This window comes from Ruegeria sp. AM9, assembly GCF_056540565.1.
In genome coordinates this window covers 372,960-389,776 of record NZ_JBQFWY010000002.1, presented here as the reverse complement: position 1 = coordinate 389,776, position 16,817 = coordinate 372,960, and the positions used below count along the sequence as shown (strand labels likewise).

Annotated in this window: 22 protein-coding genes; 11 read left to right on the top strand and 11 right to left on the bottom strand. The window is 59.7% G+C overall.

Translation table 11 applies throughout. The features are described 5' to 3' along the window. Window positions 1–3: 3 nt before the first annotated feature. A complete protein-coding gene (locus ACR0DO_RS06780) occupies window positions 4–879 on the bottom strand; it encodes an alpha/beta fold hydrolase (RefSeq protein ID WP_480557326.1) in 876 nt (291 codons plus the stop codon). A 123-nt stretch (window positions 880–1,002) separates the two neighbouring features. Between ACR0DO_RS06780 and ppk2 the strand changes: the two genes are divergently transcribed. Together ppk2 and ACR0DO_RS06770 are read left to right on the top strand one after the other, a co-directional pair. Beyond that, on the top strand, window positions 1,003–1,923 hold the full coding sequence (ppk2, locus tag ACR0DO_RS06775) for a polyphosphate kinase 2 (RefSeq protein WP_170443159.1): 921 nt from the start codon (window positions 1,003–1,005) through the stop codon (window positions 1,921–1,923). 99 nt (window positions 1,924–2,022) lie between these two features. Next, window positions 2,023–3,387, top strand: coding sequence for an MATE family efflux transporter (locus tag ACR0DO_RS06770; protein WP_480557487.1), 1,365 nt, complete (start codon window positions 2,023–2,025; stop codon window positions 3,385–3,387). A gap of 8 nt (window positions 3,388–3,395) precedes the next feature. Here ACR0DO_RS06770 and ACR0DO_RS06765 read toward each other — a convergent pair whose 3' ends face one another. Together ACR0DO_RS06765 and ACR0DO_RS06760 are read right to left on the bottom strand one after the other, a co-directional pair. Next, the gene (locus tag ACR0DO_RS06765; RefSeq protein WP_480557324.1) at window positions 3,396–3,797 is read right to left on the bottom strand and encodes a hypothetical protein; all 402 of its coding nucleotides are present in this window, start codon (window positions 3,795–3,797) and stop codon (window positions 3,396–3,398) included. Between the two features lie 13 nt (window positions 3,798–3,810). Next, window positions 3,811–5,013 carry a pyridoxal phosphate-dependent aminotransferase gene (locus ACR0DO_RS06760; RefSeq protein WP_480557322.1) on the bottom strand — a complete coding sequence of 401 codons (1,203 nt, stop codon included), beginning with the start codon at window positions 5,011–5,013 and terminating at the stop codon, window positions 3,811–3,813. A 91-nt stretch (window positions 5,014–5,104) separates the two neighbouring features. Between ACR0DO_RS06760 and ACR0DO_RS06755 the strand changes: the two genes are divergently transcribed. The 3 genes from ACR0DO_RS06755 to ACR0DO_RS06745 all read left to right on the top strand — a co-directional run bounded on the left by ACR0DO_RS06755 (window position 5,105) and on the right by ACR0DO_RS06745 (window position 6,326). Continuing rightward, window positions 5,105–5,497, top strand: coding sequence for a helix-turn-helix domain-containing protein (locus ACR0DO_RS06755; protein ID WP_480557320.1), 393 nt, complete (start codon window positions 5,105–5,107; stop codon window positions 5,495–5,497). After that, entirely contained in the window at window positions 5,494–5,751 is a 258-nt protein-coding gene (locus ACR0DO_RS06750) for a succinate dehydrogenase assembly factor 2 (protein ID WP_480557318.1), read from the top strand. Before ACR0DO_RS06755 ends, ACR0DO_RS06750 begins: the two co-directional genes overlap by 4 nt. Before the next feature lie 77 nt (window positions 5,752–5,828). Continuing rightward, on the top strand, window positions 5,829–6,326 hold the full coding sequence (locus ACR0DO_RS06745) for a MarR family winged helix-turn-helix transcriptional regulator (protein WP_480557316.1): 498 nt from the start codon (window positions 5,829–5,831) through the stop codon (window positions 6,324–6,326). Here the strand turns inward: ACR0DO_RS06745 and ACR0DO_RS06740 are convergent, their stop codons facing one another. Together ACR0DO_RS06740 and ACR0DO_RS06735 are read right to left on the bottom strand one after the other, a co-directional pair. Beyond that, window positions 6,327–7,061, bottom strand: coding sequence for a DUF1194 domain-containing protein (locus ACR0DO_RS06740; protein ID WP_480557314.1), 735 nt, complete (start codon window positions 7,059–7,061; stop codon window positions 6,327–6,329). Then, window positions 7,058–7,486 carry a VOC family protein gene (locus tag ACR0DO_RS06735; RefSeq protein WP_170443172.1) on the bottom strand — a complete coding sequence of 143 codons (429 nt, stop codon included), beginning with the start codon at window positions 7,484–7,486 and terminating at the stop codon, window positions 7,058–7,060. Before ACR0DO_RS06735 ends, ACR0DO_RS06740 begins: the two co-directional genes overlap by 4 nt. Before the next feature lie 176 nt (window positions 7,487–7,662). Here ACR0DO_RS06735 and thyX point away from each other — a divergent pair, with 176 nt between their 5' ends. Beyond that, window positions 7,663–8,574: an FAD-dependent thymidylate synthase gene (gene thyX / locus ACR0DO_RS06730; protein WP_480557312.1), complete on the top strand. Its 912-nt coding sequence runs from the start codon at window positions 7,663–7,665 to the stop codon at window positions 8,572–8,574. A 95-nt stretch (window positions 8,575–8,669) separates the two neighbouring features. Next, window positions 8,670–8,936: a hypothetical protein gene (locus ACR0DO_RS06725; RefSeq protein WP_480557310.1), complete on the top strand. Its 267-nt coding sequence runs from the start codon at window positions 8,670–8,672 to the stop codon at window positions 8,934–8,936. 81 nt (window positions 8,937–9,017) lie between these two features. Here ACR0DO_RS06725 and ACR0DO_RS06720 read toward each other — a convergent pair whose 3' ends face one another. Then, entirely contained in the window at window positions 9,018–9,224 is a 207-nt protein-coding gene (locus tag ACR0DO_RS06720) for a cold-shock protein (protein WP_008758035.1), read from the bottom strand. Between the two features lie 216 nt (window positions 9,225–9,440). Between ACR0DO_RS06720 and ACR0DO_RS06715 the strand changes: the two genes are divergently transcribed. Together ACR0DO_RS06715 and ACR0DO_RS06710 are read left to right on the top strand one after the other, a co-directional pair. Continuing rightward, complete coding sequence (locus ACR0DO_RS06715) at window positions 9,441–9,758, top strand: ArsC/Spx/MgsR family protein (protein WP_480557308.1); 318 nt, start codon at window positions 9,441–9,443, stop codon at window positions 9,756–9,758. Between the two features lie 41 nt (window positions 9,759–9,799). Continuing rightward, window positions 9,800–10,168, top strand: a complete 369-nt coding sequence (locus tag ACR0DO_RS06710) for a hypothetical protein (protein ID WP_480557306.1) — start codon at window positions 9,800–9,802, stop codon at window positions 10,166–10,168. A 1-nt stretch (window position 10,169) separates the two neighbouring features. On the opposite strand, the gene ACR0DO_RS06705 is transcribed toward ACR0DO_RS06710, so the two are convergent. The 5 genes from ACR0DO_RS06705 to thrS all read right to left on the bottom strand — a co-directional run bounded on the left by ACR0DO_RS06705 (window position 10,170) and on the right by thrS (window position 14,850). After that, entirely contained in the window at window positions 10,170–10,697 is a 528-nt protein-coding gene (locus tag ACR0DO_RS06705) for a DoxX family protein (RefSeq protein ID WP_480557304.1), read from the bottom strand. After that, window positions 10,694–11,455 (bottom strand): HvfC/BufC N-terminal domain-containing protein, encoded by a 762-nt coding sequence (locus ACR0DO_RS06700; protein WP_480557302.1) that lies wholly within the window; start codon window positions 11,453–11,455, stop codon window positions 10,694–10,696. The genes ACR0DO_RS06705 and ACR0DO_RS06700 overlap by 4 nt, the downstream gene beginning before the upstream one ends. Next, entirely contained in the window at window positions 11,452–12,309 is an 858-nt protein-coding gene (gene bufB, locus ACR0DO_RS06695) for an MNIO family bufferin maturase (RefSeq protein WP_480557300.1), read from the bottom strand. The genes ACR0DO_RS06700 and bufB overlap by 4 nt, the downstream gene beginning before the upstream one ends. 72 nt (window positions 12,310–12,381) lie before the next feature. After that, on the bottom strand, window positions 12,382–12,669 hold the full coding sequence (locus tag ACR0DO_RS06690) for a BufA1 family periplasmic bufferin-type metallophore (RefSeq protein WP_170325388.1): 288 nt from the start codon (window positions 12,667–12,669) through the stop codon (window positions 12,382–12,384). Window positions 12,670–12,891: 222 nt separating this feature from the next. Beyond that, window positions 12,892–14,850: a threonine--tRNA ligase gene (gene thrS, locus ACR0DO_RS06685; protein WP_480557298.1), complete on the bottom strand. Its 1,959-nt coding sequence runs from the start codon at window positions 14,848–14,850 to the stop codon at window positions 12,892–12,894. 212 nt (window positions 14,851–15,062) lie between these two features. Between thrS and ACR0DO_RS06680 the strand changes: the two genes are divergently transcribed. Continuing rightward, window positions 15,063–15,812 carry an alpha/beta hydrolase gene (locus tag ACR0DO_RS06680; protein WP_480557296.1) on the top strand — a complete coding sequence of 250 codons (750 nt, stop codon included), beginning with the start codon at window positions 15,063–15,065 and terminating at the stop codon, window positions 15,810–15,812. Further along, complete coding sequence (locus ACR0DO_RS06675) at window positions 15,812–16,804, top strand: alpha/beta hydrolase (protein ID WP_480557294.1); 993 nt, start codon at window positions 15,812–15,814, stop codon at window positions 16,802–16,804. The genes ACR0DO_RS06680 and ACR0DO_RS06675 overlap by 1 nt, the downstream gene beginning before the upstream one ends. Window positions 16,805–16,817 lie beyond the last annotated feature (13 nt).

The following is a 16,817-nucleotide window of genomic DNA, read 5'->3' as shown; positions in this document are numbered from 1 at the left end:
CGGTCAGTCTGCGATCCAATCCAGAATGGCCTGCGCGACCGCTTCCGGTTTCTGGTGATGCAGCCAGTGGTCAGTGCCGGGGATCACGACGCGGGTCAGGTCGGGTGCGAACTCTTCCAGCCCCGCAGTGGCCTCGGGCAGCAGGGCTTTGTCATCCGGCCCCCACAACAGCAGGTGCGGACAGCGGACCATCAGACGATCCACAGGTAATTCCGGCAGATCGGTTCGCTGCTCTCCGGGCTCGGCGACGACCAGAGGCGAGGCGCGGTACCAGTTCAACATCGCCTCAAGCCGGCCGGGGCGGGCCCATTCGGTGCGATAGTCCTGCATACGCCGTTCTGACAGCCAGTCGACGCCCATGCCGAACCGAAAGAACTGTTCGAGCTTAGCAAAATTGTCTGCTGAAAACTGCGCGAACGCATGCGGAGCGCGAAGGGCGTTGATGTATTGTGACGCCTCGGACTGCGCGCCGCCAGAGGCCATGGCGCGTTGAAACGGCACCGGGTGAACGCCGTTCGCGATGATCAGGCGGTTGACCAGATCGGGGCGGAACATGGCCAACCCATACGCCACCGACGCACCCCAGTCGTGACCAAGAACGCAGATCGGACCTCCAACCTGTTCGATCAGCGCCGCCATGTCCGACACCAACTGAGACAACTTGTAATTCCCCGCACCCTCTGGGCACCAGCTTTGCCCATAGCCACGCTGGTCCGGCGCGATGCATTGAAAATGATCTGCCAGATGCGAGGCCAATTCGCTCCAGGCTCCGCCATATTCAGGAAAACCGTGCAGCATCAGAAAGGGCGGCAGGTCAGGATTGCCCCAGCGCCGCAGAAAGAAAGACTGGCCGTTCAGGTCGATGATGTCCGTTTTCATTGTGACCTTCCTTCTGATCCTCGAAATGATGGGTTTTTCAGGCATCAATTTGACACCAATCAAAGCGAAAAATTGCGTCTTCTGCTAGCCGTGTCCGCGGATAGTGAGAAAAGGAAAAACTGAATGGACGCTGTGGCAAAAATTGAAGAAAAACAATCCCCCGTAAAACCCTCTCCGACGCAAAATCTCGAACCCGCTCAGCCCAGCCCCGAGAAAATCCGGCAGGCGTTTGAAAGCGGCAGATACCCCTATGGCCGCAAGATGGCGCGCAAAACCTATGAGGCGCAAAAGGCCGAGTTGCAGGCCGAATTGCTGAAGGTTCAATTGTGGGCGCAGGAAACCGGTCAGCGTTTTGTACTGCTGTTCGAAGGCCGTGACGCGGCGGGCAAGGGTGGCACGATCAAACGGTTCATGGAGCACCTGAACCCCCGTCAGGCGCGCGTCGTGGCGCTGAACAAACCGACCTGGGAGGAAAAGGGTCAGTGGTATTACCAGCGCTATGTTCAGGAGCTTCCGACGGTTGGCGAAATGGTATTTTACGACCGGTCCTGGTACAACCGCGCGGGCGTTGAGCGGGTCATGGGCTTCTGTTCGCCCAATGAATACCTCGAATTCATGCGTCAGACACCGGATCTTGAGCGGATGCTGGTTCGGTCGGGCATACAGCTTTACAAATACTGGTTCTCGGTAACGCAGTCTGAACAGCAGCGCCGGTTCAAAAGCCGTGAGACCGACCCGCTGAAACAGTGGAAACTGTCGCCGATCGACAAGGCCAGCCTCAACAAATGGGACGATTATACCGAGGCCAAGGAGGCGATGTTCTTCTACACCGACACCGCCGATGCGCCCTGGACCATCGTCAAGTCGAATGACAAGAAACGCGCCCGTCTGAACTGTATGCGCCACTTCTTGTCGACGCTGGATTACCCGGACAAGGATCACGGTATCGTGGGGCAACCCGATCCTCTGATCGTGGGGCAGGCGCATCACGTGATCCACAGATCCGAGCATATTCTGGGCAATACCCTGCACCCGGAAACGTAATGACGGGCTAAGCCACCTGGCCGCGCTCGGATAGTCTCAACCTGAAATTTCCTTTATCACCTCTTGTCCCGGCCTCTGGCCGGGCATAAGGCTGATGGGATGAACAAGGTGATGACATATCGCGGCCATTTTCAGGCCATCGCTGTGCTGGGCCTGCCGCTGATCGGCGGGCATCTGGCACAGTTTGCGATTGGCCTGACTGACACGATCATGCTGGGCTGGTACGGGGTTGAGGCGCTGGCCGCCGTGACGCTGGCCAGCAGCTATTATTTCGTGCTGTTTCTGTTCGGGGCCGGGTTTGGCTGGGCGGTGATGCCCATGGTGGCCACGGCCGCCGCCGAAGAGGATGAGACCAGCATTCGCCGCTCGACCCGGATGGGGCTGTGGTTGTCGCTGATCTATGCGACGTTGATGATGCCGCTGTTGTGGTGGTCCCAACCCATCCTGATCGCCTTGAAGCAAGACCCGCAAGTTGCTGAAACCGCGTCAGAATACCTGCGTGTCGCAGGGTGGGGGCTGTTCCCGGCGCTGTTGGTGATGGTGTTGAAATCCTATCTGGCCGCGTTGGAGCGAACGCAGATCGTTTTGTGGATCACCGTCACCGCCGCAGTGGTGAATGCGGTGACGAACTATGCCTTGATCTTCGGCAACTGGGGGGCGCCCGAGTTGGGGGTTATGGGCGCGGCCATCGCCTCGGTGGTGACGCAGATCGTATCGCTGGTCTTTGTCGTCATATACGCGGTGCGGGCGCTGCCGGAACACAGCCTGTTCCAACGCTTTTGGCGCCCGGATTGGGAGTTCTTTTTCAGCGTCCTGCGCCTTGGCGTGCCCATCGGATTGACCACGCTGGCCGAGGTCAGCTTGTTTGCCATGTCGGCCATCATGATGGGTTGGCTGGGGCAGGTGCCGCTGGCGGCGCACGGGATCGCGCTGAACCTAGCCTCGGCCACGTTCATGGTGCATCTGGGCCTGTCAAATGCAGCGACGATCCGGGCGGGGAATGCTTTGGGGCGCAAAGACCGCGCGCATCTTGAAAAGGGTGCTATCGCAGTGACAGGCATGTCGCTGGTCATGTCGGTGCTGACGGTTATCCTGTTCCTGACATACGCCGAGCCGCTGATTTCACTGTTCATGGAAGCCGACGATCCGCAACGCCCGCAGATTCTGGCCATCGGTACCGGGCTGCTGGCCATGGCTGCGCTGTTCCAGTTGGTGGACGGTGCGCAGGTGATTGCACTGGGCCTGCTGCGCGGGTTGCAGGACGCCAAGGTACCGATGGTTATGGCCGGGCTCAGCTATTGGGTCGTGGGGATACCGGCCTCGTACTACTTTGGCTTCGTGCAGGGCATGGACGGGATCGGCATCTGGCTGGGCCTCGTGCTGGGCCTTGCCTGCGCCGCCGTTCTGCTGATGGCGCGGTTCTGGATGCGTTCGATCCGTGCCGTTGGGGTTCCAGCCGAATAACTGCTCGGTCACCCTTTGTTGAGCCGGTCCGCCTTTTTGCGCACCAGAACGGTGCGCAGATCGTGCATCGCCAGCAGCAATCGGTCGGTGACATCCTCTAGCTGCTCATCCGACGCCTTGGACTGCGCCCATTGCGTCGTCAGGTTCATGTAATCGACCGCGCGATGAATGTCGTCGATATCGCGTTGCGCCAGCAGGGCTTTGCGGTCTTCCATCCAGCGCGCGATTTCGGCCTGATCAGCCTCGGTCAGAATACGTTGGCCCTGTGGCTTGACTTCGCCGTTGCGGATGTTGATGACCGCAATCTGGTTCATCTCGATCCGCTGCTGGCGGTTTTCAGTGTCGATCCTGAAAACGGCCGCGCCGTTCTCGCGGATACGGAAATAGTATTCAGGCAGCTCTGCGGTCATCGGGGCCTCCGGCTCAGGTCAGGGACGCGCAAAAGCGCTGGATGCGGGTGCAGGCCTTGGTCAGGGCCTCGTCCGAGGTCGCGTAACTGACCCGGAAGTTCGGAGACAGGCCAAAGGCCGCGCCGAAGACGACCGCTACGTCTGCCTCTTCCAGCAGGGCTGTGGCAAAGGCCTCATCCGAGTCGATCATTGTGCCCGCCGGGGTGGTCTTGCCGATCAGCCCTGCGATCGAGGGGTAGACGTAGAACGCGCCTTCGGGCGTGGGGCAGGTGATGCCATCAATCTCGTTCAGCATGCTCACCACCAGATCGCGGCGGCGTTTGAAGGTCTCGTTATTCGGGGCCAGAAACGCTTGTGTGCCGTTCAGCGCCTCAACCGCGGCCCATTGGCTGACCGAGCACGGGTTCGAGGTCGACTGCGATTGGATCTTGCGCATCGCGGCGATGATCTTGACCGGACCGGCCGCGTATCCGATGCGCCAGCCGGTCATGGCATAGGCCTTGGAAACACCATTGCAGGTCAGCGTGCGGTCATAGAGGCCGGGTTCGACCTCGGCGGGGGTGCAGAACTCAAACCCGTCATAGGCCAGGTGTTCATACATGTCGTCGGACATGATCCAGACATGCGGGTGACGCATCAGCACATCCGTCAGCGCCAGCAACTCGTCGCGGCTATAGCCCGCGCCGGTCGGGTTCGACGGAGAGTTGAAGATGAACCATTTCGTCTGGGGAGTGATCGCGGCCTCAAGCTGATCTGCGGTCAGCTTGAAGTTGTTCTCCAGAGTTGTCTCGACAACAACTGGCGTGCCGCCTGCCAGCAGTACCATGTCCGGGTAGCTGACCCAGTAGGGCGCAGGGATGATCACCTCATCACCGTCGTTCATCGTCGCCATCAACGCGTTATAAAGCGTCTGCTTGCCACCAGTCCCCACCGAGATCTGCGCGGGTGTGTAATCCAGCCCGTGATCGCGTTTCATCTTGGCGCAGGCGGCTTGCTTCAACTCGGGGATGCCGTCAGGCGCGGTGTATTTGGTCTTACCCGCAGCGATGGCCGCAACGGCGGCGTCCTTGATGTTTTGCGGGGTATCGAAGTCGGGTTCACCCGCGCTCAAGCCGATCACGTCGCGACCGGCGGCTTTCAGCTCAGCCGCTTTTGCTGTCATCGCAATGGTCGGAGAGGGTTTTACGCGTGACAGTGTCGCAGACAGGAAACTCATGGTCGACCTCGGTTTGTATGTTCAACCTGACTGTCATAGGGTGCGCCCGAATGACGTTCAAGCTGTATGAATTTTGAATTAGGAGACCCCGATGAGCGACGAAACTGACTGGTATGGAGCAGATGCAGCGACTTTCGGGGACAGGCTGGCGGGCGCGCGCGAGGCGGCAGGGATGACACAGTCCCAGCTGGCCCGGCGTCTGGGAGTCAAAAAGGCGACAATTGCGGCTTGGGAAAATGATCTGTCCGAGCCGCGCGCCAACCGGTTGTCGATGATGGCGGGTATGATCAACGTCTCGATCATGTGGCTGCTGACGGGCGAAGGCGAAGGTATGGAAGCCCCTGCCGAAGAAGGCAAGGGCGATCTGGAACTTGCGGACGCAGTTGCGGAACTGCGCGCCATCCGGGGTGAGATGCGCGCAAGCGCCGAACGGGCCGCGCGTCTTGAAAAGCGGTTGCGGTTGATGTTGGAGCAAACCCAGTGACGGAAACAAGAGAGGTTCGCATCAAGCGTATGCAGATGCGGTCAATGCGGCGTGGGATCAAAGAGATGGACCTGATCCTGTCGGCCTATGCCGCGCGAAATCTGGAAAAGATGGATACGGCCGGTCTGGATCTGTACGACGCCATGCTGCGGGAAAATGATCAGGACCTCTATCAGTGGGTCACTGGTCAGGTTCAGCCGCCCGGAGTTTTCGCCGACCTCATAGCGGATATCGCGCAAACTTTTCAAAAATAAAGAAAATCCGGCTTAACCGATTTTTCGGGATTTCGATTCATGCTGCCTGAAACAGCGCGACTGAATCGGAGGATCGGATGAGTATGGAAATGCAGGTCTCCGCGCCGGAAACCAAGGGGTTTATGACCAGCTATCTTGAGGCGCTCGCTTTGGTCGAGCGGCTGCACCGTCTGCTGCTGGACGTCATCAAGGATGAGTTCGAGCGTGTCGGGGTGTTGGAGATCAACGCCGTTCAAGCCCTGCTGTTGTTCAACATCGGCGATCATGAGGTGACCGCGGGCGAATTGAAAAGCCGCGGTTACTATCAGGGCAGCAATGTCAGCTACAACCTCAAAAAGTTGGTGGAAATGGGCTATATGCATCACCAGCGATGCGAGATCGACAGACGCTCGGTCCGGGTGCGGTTGACCCCGCGCGGGCGGGAAATCCGCGATATCGTCTCCACGCTGTTCTCGCGCCACGCCGAAGGATTGCAGACCCGCGGCGTGCTGGGGCTGGAAGGGATCGACGATATCACCACCTCTCTGCGCCGGGTCGAGCGGTATTGGACGGACCAGATCCGGTATATCTACTGATCAGGGATGTTTGGGGGACTTGCGCGGGGCTTGTCCCCGCGTCCCTTCCTGCAGCGCGCCGATTTGCAACCCCGTCAGTTCCCGCTCCAGCTTGCGCCGCATCGCGCGTTCGAAATCCTCGAACCCTTGTGCGATTTCCAGAAAGGCTCCGGGCCCGTGCAGCACGTTGTTTTCGAAAAAGGGGATCAGGTAAAGTTCGCCCTCGAAATCGGCGGCATTGATGACCAGCCCGTTGACCACAGTGTTCTGAAAGGGAAAGTGCCGATAGGCCGAATCCGGGCCGTAGCCGTCATTGTTTGACCCGTCCCCCGACAGATCGATGGTCTGGAACAGACAAGGTGGGGCCTGCTGCATCAGGGTCGCCCCGAAGGCCAGCGCATACCCCATCGCCGTAGCCGAGCTGCTGTCGGACCGAACCGATTGCTGCACGGTGGCTGCCGCCGCCAGCAGGTCGGCCTGCGTGTTGATCATCTTCCAGTTCAGAATGACGCGCTGCGTGGATCGACCGCTCCATTCATACACGGCCAACGCCACCGGCATGGGCGAGGAAAAGAAGGCCTCGGTCACCTCGGGCGCAACCAGGGCGGCGGCGAGCCCCTGCCGCTGCAGGGCGTCTTCGTCTGCATCCACCGAGGTTGAGATATCCATGGCCAAAGCCAGGGCCAGACGGCAGGTTTCGGCCCGAAGCGGGCTGGCCAAGGCGGCCAGCCCCAGTGCTGTCAACCAGCGGATCACCAGTGGCCGGTGCTGTCCATGCTGGCCCAGGGCTCAGCAGGTTCCAGCGCGTCGCCATTCTGCAGCAGCTCGACCGAGATATTGTCGGGGGACCGCACAAACGCCATGCGGCCATCGCGCGGCGGGCGGTTGATCACGATGCCATTGTCTTGCAGGTGCTGGCAGACCTCGTAGATGTTATCGACACCGTAGGCCAGGTGCCCGAAATGGCGGCTGTCGCTGGGCAGAGTGTCGTCGCCGTCCCAGTTATGGGTCAGCTCGATCGGCCGATCCTCTTGCCCCGGGGGTGCCATGAAGATCAGTGAGAACCGTCCGGATTCGCTGTCGTAGCGGCGTGTTTCCTTCAGTCCCAGCAGCTCATAAAACGCAATCGACTTCTCCAGATCCTTCACGCGGACCATGGTGTGAAGATATCTCAGCCCCATGTGTGGCTTCCTTTCTGTTCAGGTGATGCGCAGCAGCTTAGCGCGCAGGTTATGCAAGTCGAGGGGCAGCACGGACACATTTTGAAAATTGCGGAAATGAGCGCACATATCGCGGTTCCGGTCCGGGAATTGCCGAGATATAGTGGTGCACGACTCATTGCTGGAAAGGAAATTTCATGCCGCTGTCCTCTGACCAACTGGCCGAGATCGAAGCGCAACGGGCGCAATCGCATCAAACACGCCGCGTTGTGGCTGCGGGTATGGAAGAGCATCTGTATACTGCGCATCAGGTGCTGGACCACGGCTTTGTGCGCGTGATCGACTATATGGGCGATGACGCGGCGATCTGCCAGGCGGCGCGGGTGTCCTATGGCAAAGGTACCAAGTCGGTGCAGAACGATGAGGGGCTGATCCGCTATCTGATGCGCCACTGGCACTCGACCCCGTTCGAGATGTGCGAAATCAAGCTGCACGTCAAACTGCCCGTCTTTGTAGCCCGGCAATGGATTCGCCACCGCACGGCAAATGTGAACGAATACTCCGCCCGCTATTCGATCCTGGACCGGGAATTCTATATCCCCGCGCCCGACCACGTCGCCGCGCAGTCCGAGGTGAACAATCAGGGCCGCGGCGACGCGCTGCAAGGGGAAGAGGCCGCGCGCGTTCTTGAAATGCTCAAGGCCGACAGCGCGCGATGCTACGACAACTATGAGGCGATGATCAGCCAGGATGGCCAGCAGGGGCTGGCGCGTGAACTGGCGCGAATGAACCTGCCCGCGAATATCTATACGCAATGGTACTGGAAGGTCGATCTGCACAACCTGTTCCACTTCCTGCGCCTGCGCGCCGACCCGCATGCTCAATACGAAATCCGGGTCTATGCCGACACCATGTGCAAGATCGTCGCCGATTGGGTGCCCTTTGCCTACAAAGCTTTCGAGGATTATCGCCTGGGTGCGGTCAACCTCTCGGCGCAGATGGTCGACAGCCTGCGTCGGATGCTGGCGGGTGAGACGGTCACGCAAGAGAACTCGGGCATGACCGCGCGGGAATGGCGCGAGTTCGAGGCCGTCATCCGCGAGGGCTGATCGCGCATAGCGCTTGTCTATACAGTGCGTCATGAAGTTGTTACATTCAGCTCATGACGCTTTCTGCAATAATCCGAACCACTTTCTTGTGCATTGTGCTGGCACCAGCCGCGCAGGCCAAATCTCCGATCGCCGAGGTGATTTGCGAGCCGACAGACCGGATGCACGAAAAGCTTGAACGTCAGTTCGGCGCGGAACGTGCGGCGACCGGTATTCGCGGGCCAGAGCAACTGATGGAGGTCTGGACCAGCAAGTCCGGTGACTGGACCATGGTGGTCACCTATGCGACCGGGATGTCCTGCATCGTTGCGATGGGCGAAAACTGGTACACTCATGCCAAGGTTGACCCGGCACGAGGGTAAGGTTCGCTAACCTTTGAAAGTCGGCCAACGGCCGGTAATTGGCCGTTGGCCTGTTTTGATAACCCGCAGAATGCGGTTGTTTTACAGTGGCTTCAAATCAGCTGCCATTTGGCGGCCGTCACGTCCGTCTTGCAGCTCGTACGAGACTTTCTGATTGTCAGCGAGCCCGGTCAGACCGGACCGTTCAACGGCCGAGATATGAACAAATACGTCCTTGCCGCCTTCATCGGGGGCAATAAACCCGTAGCCTTTCGTGGTATTAAACCATTTCACGGTGCCAGTTGGCATTTCCCGTGTCTCCTTCTACTTTCACGTTGTCCCACAAAATTGGTGGGGGTAGTGGTTGACGCCACCGCAACACATCACTGTATCGCCCACACGATACAGCCCGGATTGCGTGTTTCGTCTTTTTCAACATTGCACGGTGAAGTAAAAAATCAAGAATTACCGAAACAATCAGGCAAAATCGCCAAAAATTGAACCAGATACAGGAGACCCCCGCAGATGCGCCTTTTTGGCCTGAAGACCTGTGATACTTGCCGCAAGGCCTTGAAATCACTTCCAGATGCAGAATTTGTCGACGTCCGGGCCGATGGCGTGCCGGATTCCGTGCTTGCGCGGGCTTTTGACACCTTCGGCGAGGCTTTGCTCAACACCCGTTCCACAACCTGGCGTGGATTGGACGATGCGGAACGTGCGCGGCCGCCGTTGAACTTGATCGCCGAGAATCCAACCCTGATGAAGCGCCCTCTGATCGAGCATAACGGCACGCTGTATCTGGGCTGGCGCGCGGAAACGAAAGAGGGGCTTGGCGTTGCGTGACCGGGTAACTATGTGAATTGACGCAAGTTAGAGGGTTTTGAATGCGCAACGCAGCTATGATTCTGGGCGTCATCGCCGGTCTGATCGGGATGATCGTGGGCTTTGTCGGCTATGGCTATGTCGAACTGATCGACACCTATGGTGAGATTGACGGCTTGGCCGAGCAAGTGGACAACGCGCAGGTCATACAAATGGCCTCGATCATCGCGCCTCTGCTGGCCATTGCCGGTGGTGCGATGGCCCATGCACGGGCCTTGGTCGGAGGCGCGTTGCTGCTGATCTCAGCCGCGGGAATGTACTACGCCTTTGGCTTCAACGTGTTCACCATGTTCCCGGTGGCGTTTGCGGCCGTGGCGGGCCTGCTTGGGCTGGCCGCGGGTAAACCGGACGAGCCCAAAGCACATTTCTAGATCACTTGATGCGCAGGATACGGTCCAGCGACAGCGGTCCTGCACCGTTGATCACGATCACCAACAGCAGGAAAGTCCACAACGTCCGGTCGTCCAGCAGACTCACGGCGTTGGTAAAGTAGCTGCCCAGTTCAGTGCCATGCCCGTTGACGTCCACGATGGTTTGAACCCAGACAAATGCGACCATGCCCAAAGCGGCAAACCGCGACAGCAGGCCGATCACGATCAGCGCGGGCAGCAAAAACTCGGCCCAGGTACCCGCAACGGCAATCGCCCAGTGAATGACACTCAGTTGCGAGCTGTCATAGCTGACCGCTTCCATCGCTTTGGGGAAGATCTGGACGTAGGCGCCGTCTGACGGGGAAAGAAAGCCAAAGAACCCGCTGCCCAATTTGGTTTTCGCCGAGTTCCAGTAGTACACCAGCAACGTGGCTGCAAAGACCAGCCGGGCCAGAGTTGGCGTCAACCAACCGGCGGTCAATTCCAACCGTCCCAGGGTGTTGTTGTGCAATGAGATCAGAGCAGTCATGTCTCCAGCCTTTCGATAGTCACAGAGGTTATTGCGCCGCCTTCCAAAAGCAGCGCCAGAGTGGCCCCAAGGTCAAAATCGGGGAAATTGGTCGCGGTTTCTTCAAACGCGTCACCAATGGTTTGTCCGGCCTGAAGGCCTGCAATCCAATGCGCGCCGCCAGTGGACAGCAGATGCGGGATCGGGTCATAGTCGGGCCGGGTAACCAGAACGGCCTCGGGGCCGGGCGCGGGTTTCGGCGCGTCCTCTTCGGTGTTGAAGCGCCAGATCGAGTAGATCGGCCAGTCCGAACCCAGAACCTGCATTGAGGGGGCAAACCCCAGCCGGGCCCGCATGATATCTTCTGGCGGCAGGGCCAGCGCATCCGCCGGGGCGGGTGTGCTGTCGGCCGCGTGGTACGAACGGCGCAGCGACAGCTCCAGCCGCGCGACGTCGGGCAGGTAGCCCAGATGGGCAAGTTGCTCCATTCCAGTCAGGAAATCCGGAAACGCCTCGCCATAGAACATCATCAGGGGCGAAGCGGGGGGATGTTTGCGCAGGAAAATCCCCGACAGGCCATCCATGTTCTGCGGTCCCAAAAGCTTGGTGATAACCGGAAAGGCCTGATGCATCGCCTCGGTCAGGGACACGGCCACGTTGTTGCGGTACACGCTGAACCGGCGTCCTGCGGGTTGCGCGGCGGCATCCAGCAACCCCTTGGGGATAGCTGCCGCTGGGTCCAGCAACGCCGCATGGAAGGTTGTTTGCGAGACGCTCATGCCGGAATGCGGTCCAGGGCCGCCTGTGCGCGCTCTGCCTCGGCCCGCAGAATGGGCCAGTCGGGGACGTCCGTGTCCCACTCGATCAGCACCGGTTTCGGGCCCGAGCGTTCAAGAACATAATCCAGCAAAGCCCAGACCGGATCGACCACTTCGCGCCCGTGGCTGTCGATCAGCAGCGGGTGACCGTGATCATCTTCATCCTCATCATGGCCGCCAAGGTGAACCTCACCCACCTTGTCCAGCGGATAGGCGTCGATATAGCCCTGCGGTGAGAAATCCAGATTGGTGGCCGAGACAAAGACGTTGTTCACGTCCAGCAGTAGGCCGCAGCCAGTACGACGCGCAATCTCGCGCAGAAAGTCCGGCTCGGACCATGTGCTTTCCTCGAATGCCAGATAGCTGGAGGGGTTTTCCAGCAGCATCTGCCGTCCGACGGTGTCCTGTACCTGATCGATATGATCACAGACGCGCACCAAGGTCGCATCTGTATAGGGCAGGGGCAGCAGGTCGTTCAGGAAATGGCTGTCATGGGTAGACCAGGCCAGATGTTCCGAGAAACTGGCGGGGTTCAGCCAGCCGACCAGATGTTTCAGACGGGCCAGATGATCCGCATCCAGCGGGCCTTCGCCGCCGATCGACAGGCCGACACCGTGGACGGAAATCGGGAATTGCTCGGACAGGTGGCGCAGCTGTGCAATGGGACGGCCACCGTCGCCCATGTAGTTTTCGGCGTGAATCTCAAGCCATGCGACGGGGTTGGCGTGGTCCAGAATCTGCGCAAAGTGCTGGGGTTTGTAGCCGACGCCCGGCGCGGCCGGCAGATTGTTCGGTCTGGTCGTATGGTCCAACATGTGCGAGCTCTCCGATCACGAAAAAGAGGCGGGCGATATGGCCCGCCCCTCCGGTTTTTTGAAAGCCTGGGCTTATGCCGGCAGGTCGCGGTCCAGCGGTTCCAGCGAGCCCTTGCGGTTGTCCGGCAATTCGATATCGGCGCAGGTGCCCGCGTCGACCAGGGTCCATGCGTTGCCCTGATAGTCCACGGTCGAGGTGCCCGCGCAGGTGGTGCCGGGGCCGGCGGCACAGTCATTCTGACCGGCCAGCGATACGCCATAGCATTTCTCTTTGGCTTGTGCGGTGGCAGTAGTTGCGGCGCCCGAAACGGCGGCTGCGACTGCGCTTGCGATAACCAGGGTTTTTGCGGTGTTCGACATCTCGGTAATCCCTTTTGATGACTGCGTATGTCTGCTTGTGACAATGACAAAGGTAGTGCTTGCAGGGCTGCAGTTGAATTCACGAGCCCGTGTCTCACAACCCCGTCAGGACATGACATGCCCCCTTGAAGGTTAACAAATTGTTTTTGAAATGAAAAATGGTAATTGTTTCAATCCGGCCCCAATATCGGGGCCGGATTGTCGGCAATATGGTGCCGAATGTTACAGCAGGTCGGGCGGGGTGGCCGCCCGCGACAACTCATTTGTTACAACGTCAAGCGGTTGAACCTGCGTCTGTTTTTCGCCCAGACGCCGGACGCTGACGGTGCGCTCCTCAACTTCGCGGTGGCCGACGGCCAGAATGACGGGCACTTTACCGACTGAGTGTTCGCGGACCTTGTAGTTGATCTTCTCGTTGCGGATATCCGCCTCGGCGCGGACACCAGCGGCCTTGAGAGTTTCGACCACTTCCATGACATAGTCATCCGCCTCGGACGTGATCGAGGCGACAACGACCTGACGCGGGGCCAGCCAGAACGGCAGCTTGCCCGCGTGTTCTTCGATCAGGATCCCGATGAAGCGTTCGAACGAACCCAGCGTTGCGCGGTGCAGCATGACGGGACGGTGTTTGCCGCCGTCGGCGCCGATATAGGTGGCGTCCAGACGTTCAGGCAGAACGAAGTCCACCTGGAAGGTGCCGCACTGCCAGTCGCGACCGATGGCGTCTGTCAGGACGAACTCCAGCTTTGGACCGTAGAAGGCGCCTTCGCCCGGGTTCAGTTCCGGCTCGATCCCGGCTGCTCGGGTTGCAGAGAGCAGGGCGGATTCGGCCTTGTCCCAGACCTCATCCGAACCAGCCCGCGTTTCGGGGCGATCCGAGAATTTTACCGCAAATTTTTCGAACCCCAGATCCTTGTAGATCACGCTGAGGAAGCGGATGAATTCAGCGGTTTCGGCCTCGATCTGTTCTTCAGTAGAAAAGATGTGAGCGTCGTCCTGCGTAAAGCCGCGCACGCGCATGATGCCGTGCAATGCGCCCGAGGGTTCGTACCGGTTGCACGACCCGAATTCGGCCATGCGCAACGGCAGATCGCGATAGGATTTTAGGCCCTGTTTGAAGATTTCAACATGGCAGGGGCAGTTCATCGGCTTGAGTGCGTTAACGGCTTTCTCGCGGGCATGTTCTTCGTCCACTTCGACGATGAACATGTTTTCCTGATACTTGTCCCAGTGGCCGGACCGTTCCCACAGCTTGCGGTCAACGACCTGCGGTGTGTTCACCTCGACATACCCGCCCTTGCGCTGCTGTCGGCGCATGTAGTCCTGCAGCAGGGTGTAGATGGTCCAGCCGTTGGGATGCCAGAAGATTTGGCCCGGAGCCTCTTCCTGCATGTGGAACAGGTCCATCTCGCGGCCTAGCTTGCGGTGGTCGCGTTTGGCGGCCTCTTCCAGCATATGCAGGTAAGCTTTCAGCTTTTCCTTTCCGGTAAAGGCCACGCCATAGATGCGCTGCAGCATCGCGCGGTCGCTGTCGCCACGCCAATAGGCGCCCGCGATGGACATCAGTTTGAACGCGTCGCCGGGCAGTTGGCCGGTGTGCTGCAGGTGCGGGCCACGGCACAGATCCTGCCAGTGGCCGTGCCAGTACATGCGCAGTGGCTCATCGCCCGGAATGGCTTCGATCAACTCAACCTTGTAGGGCTCGTTATTGGCCTTGTAGAACTCGATCGCGCGGTCACGGTCCCAGACCTCGGTGGTGACGGGGTCGCGCTTGTTGATGATCTCTTTCATCTTTTTCTCGATGAGGCCGAGATCTTCGGGCGTGAATGGTTCCTCGCGATCAAAGTCGTAATACCAGCCGTTTTCGATGACGGGGCCGATGGTGACCTTGGTGGCGGGCCAGATTTCCTGAACTGCGCGTGCCATTACATGGGCCAGATCGTGGCGGATCAGCTCATTGGCCTGCTCTTCATCCTTCATGGTGTGGATGGCGATGTCGGCATCGGCCTCGATGGGCCATTGCAGGTCCCAGTGCTTGCCGTTTACCGTGGCCGAGATTGCCTTTTTCACAAGCGAGGTTGAGATATCGGCAGCCACCTGCGCGGGCGTTACGCCTGCGTCATAAGAACGTGCATTGCCATCGGGAAAAGTGAGAGAGACGGATTTTGAATCCAGGGCCATATCGGCTCTCCTCGTCGGTTTGGCGCCCACTGAACGCCCGGTTGCGGGTTATATGTGTCGCGCTGCTTTGGCAGGTGGTGGTGCGCGTGTCAAGGGTCGGAGCGAGGGGCGCTGCCCCTCGCGCTCCCCGGAGTATTTCGGAAAAGATGAAGGTCGCGGAATTGCACTTGGGGGTGCGGCGTGCATGATGCTGGAAAAGGAAAGAGGATTTCATGGCAGCGACGGACTTTCTGGAAACACCGCAGGGGCGGCGGTTGGCCTATCACAAGAGCCAAGGCACTGGCCCAACCATTGTTTTCCTGGGTGGCCTCAAATCGGATATGGAGGGCACCAAGGCGGTGCATCTTGAGGCCTGGGCGCAGGCGCGGGGGCAGGCGTTTTTGCGGTTCGATTATTCCGGCCATGGCGAAAGCTCGGGGGCGTTCAAAGAAGGCTGCATCGGCGACTGGCATCAGGACACGGTGGCCGCCGTTTCAGAACTGACCGAGGGACCGTTGATTGTCGTCGGGTCGTCGATGGGCGGGTGGCAGGCGCTGTTGCTGGCTAAGGCGATGCCCGAGCGGATTGCGGGGATGGTCACCATCGCGGCTGCGCCGGATTTTACCGAAGACGGCTATTGGGCCTCGTTTAGCGATGAACAAAAGGCGGCACTGGACACCGTCGGTCATGTCGAATTGCCCTCGGATTACATGGAGCCCTACATCATCTCCAAGCGAATGATCGAAGATGGGCGGCAACAGTTGGTATTGCGCGATGCGCTGGACCTGCCTTTTCCGGTCCGGTGCCTGCAGGGCACGGCAGATACGGCGGTGACCACCGAAACGGCTGTGCGGTTGCTGGATCATGCCAGCGGGGATGATATGCGCTTGTTGCTGGTCAAGGATGCTGATCACCGTTTCTCGGACGGTCCCTGTCTGGGACTGATCGAAAATGCGGTGCTCGAGGTTATGGAGCGATCCTGATGCAGCGCTTTGGATGGGTCCTTGGTCGCCTGCTGTTGGCGCTGATTGTCCTTGGCGGGCTGATCTATTGGCTCGGGCCGCGTGAAGAGGTCGATCTGCATCCGCGCTTTGATCCCCGCAAACTCAGCGAGGGGGTTCAGGTCTATTTCGAAAGCACGGAATCCGTCTTTGACGACATCGTTCCTGGGGTTGAGAAACGGGTTATCTGGCAGGACGGGTTCTACGAGCAGCGCACGCCGGTTTCGGTTCTTTATGTGCACGGCTTTTCGGCATCGTCCGAAGAAATTCGCCCTGTGCCCGATAGGGTGGCCGATGCGCTGGGGGCCAATCTGGTCTACACCCGGTTGCAGGGTCACGGGCGGGACGGCAGCGCGATGGGCGAGGCAACCGCGACTGGCTGGATGCAGGACATGGCCGAGGGATTGGCTGCGGCGCGGGCGGTCGGCGACAAGGTTGTGGTCATGTCGACCTCGACCGGTGGCACGCTGGCTGCCGCCGCCGCATTGGATGCGGAACTCAGCAAGGACGTGGCGGCGATGGTCTTTGTCTCACCCAATTTCGGAGTGAACACGCCCGGCGCGTGGCTGCCCGGCCTGCCCTGGGCGCGCGAATGGTTGCCGTTGGTAATGGGCGAGAAGCGGGACGTCTCGGGCCCGGACCCCGAACAGAACACCTATTGGACGTCGGTCTATCCGTGGGAGGCGGTCGTGCCGATGACTGTGCTGGTTGAAACCGTCTATGCGCTGGACTTCTCAGACGCACAGGTGCCGGCGCTGTTCTGGTTCTCGGATGACGATCAGGTGGTGCGGCCCGACCGGACGCATAAGGTGGCCGAAAGCTGGGGTGGTCCCTCAACCGTCAATCTAGTGACGATGGGGCCGGGGGATGATCCCGCGTCGCACGTGATCGCCGGGCGGTTGATGTCGCCGGGTCAAACAGATGCCGTAGTGACCGGCATTCTGGGCTGGCTCAATGGGATAGGGGTCGAGTAGCGATGCGTAAGCC

Bases quoted from the DNA above. Each gene is read 5' to 3' on its own strand.
- ACR0DO_RS06705 (WP_480557304.1), bottom strand. From the start codon at position 10,697: ATGACTGCTCTGATCTCATTGCACAACAACACCCTGGGACGGTTGGAA.
- ACR0DO_RS06735 (WP_170443172.1), bottom strand. From the start codon at position 7,486: ATGGGGCTGAGATATCTTCACACCATGGTCCGCGTGAAGGATCTGGAG.
- thyX (WP_480557312.1), top strand. From the start codon at position 7,663: ATGCCGCTGTCCTCTGACCAACTGGCCGAGATCGAAGCGCAACGGGCG.
- ACR0DO_RS06780 (WP_480557326.1), bottom strand. From the start codon at position 879: ATGAAAACGGACATCATCGACCTGAACGGCCAGTCTTTCTTTCTGCGG.
- ACR0DO_RS06755 (WP_480557320.1), top strand. From the start codon at position 5,105: ATGAGCGACGAAACTGACTGGTATGGAGCAGATGCAGCGACTTTCGGG.
- ACR0DO_RS06680 (WP_480557296.1), top strand. From the start codon at position 15,063: ATGGCAGCGACGGACTTTCTGGAAACACCGCAGGGGCGGCGGTTGGCC.
- ACR0DO_RS06745 (WP_480557316.1), top strand. From the start codon at position 5,829: ATGAGTATGGAAATGCAGGTCTCCGCGCCGGAAACCAAGGGGTTTATG.
- ACR0DO_RS06675 (WP_480557294.1), top strand. From the start codon at position 15,812: ATGCAGCGCTTTGGATGGGTCCTTGGTCGCCTGCTGTTGGCGCTGATT.
- ACR0DO_RS06700 (WP_480557302.1), bottom strand. From the start codon at position 11,455: ATGAGCGTCTCGCAAACAACCTTCCATGCGGCGTTGCTGGACCCAGCG.
- ACR0DO_RS06710 (WP_480557306.1), top strand. From the start codon at position 9,800: ATGCGCAACGCAGCTATGATTCTGGGCGTCATCGCCGGTCTGATCGGG.
- ACR0DO_RS06715 (WP_480557308.1), top strand. From the start codon at position 9,441: ATGCGCCTTTTTGGCCTGAAGACCTGTGATACTTGCCGCAAGGCCTTG.
- ACR0DO_RS06720 (WP_008758035.1), bottom strand. From the start codon at position 9,224: ATGCCAACTGGCACCGTGAAATGGTTTAATACCACGAAAGGCTACGGG.
- ppk2 (WP_170443159.1), top strand. From the start codon at position 1,003: ATGGACGCTGTGGCAAAAATTGAAGAAAAACAATCCCCCGTAAAACCC.
- ACR0DO_RS06770 (WP_480557487.1), top strand. From the start codon at position 2,023: ATGAACAAGGTGATGACATATCGCGGCCATTTTCAGGCCATCGCTGTG.
- ACR0DO_RS06760 (WP_480557322.1), bottom strand. From the start codon at position 5,013: ATGAGTTTCCTGTCTGCGACACTGTCACGCGTAAAACCCTCTCCGACC.
- bufB (WP_480557300.1), bottom strand. From the start codon at position 12,309: ATGTTGGACCATACGACCAGACCGAACAATCTGCCGGCCGCGCCGGGC.
- ACR0DO_RS06690 (WP_170325388.1), bottom strand. From the start codon at position 12,669: ATGTCGAACACCGCAAAAACCCTGGTTATCGCAAGCGCAGTCGCAGCC.
- thrS (WP_480557298.1), bottom strand. From the start codon at position 14,850: ATGGCCCTGGATTCAAAATCCGTCTCTCTCACTTTTCCCGATGGCAAT.
- ACR0DO_RS06765 (WP_480557324.1), bottom strand. From the start codon at position 3,797: ATGACCGCAGAGCTGCCTGAATACTATTTCCGTATCCGCGAGAACGGC.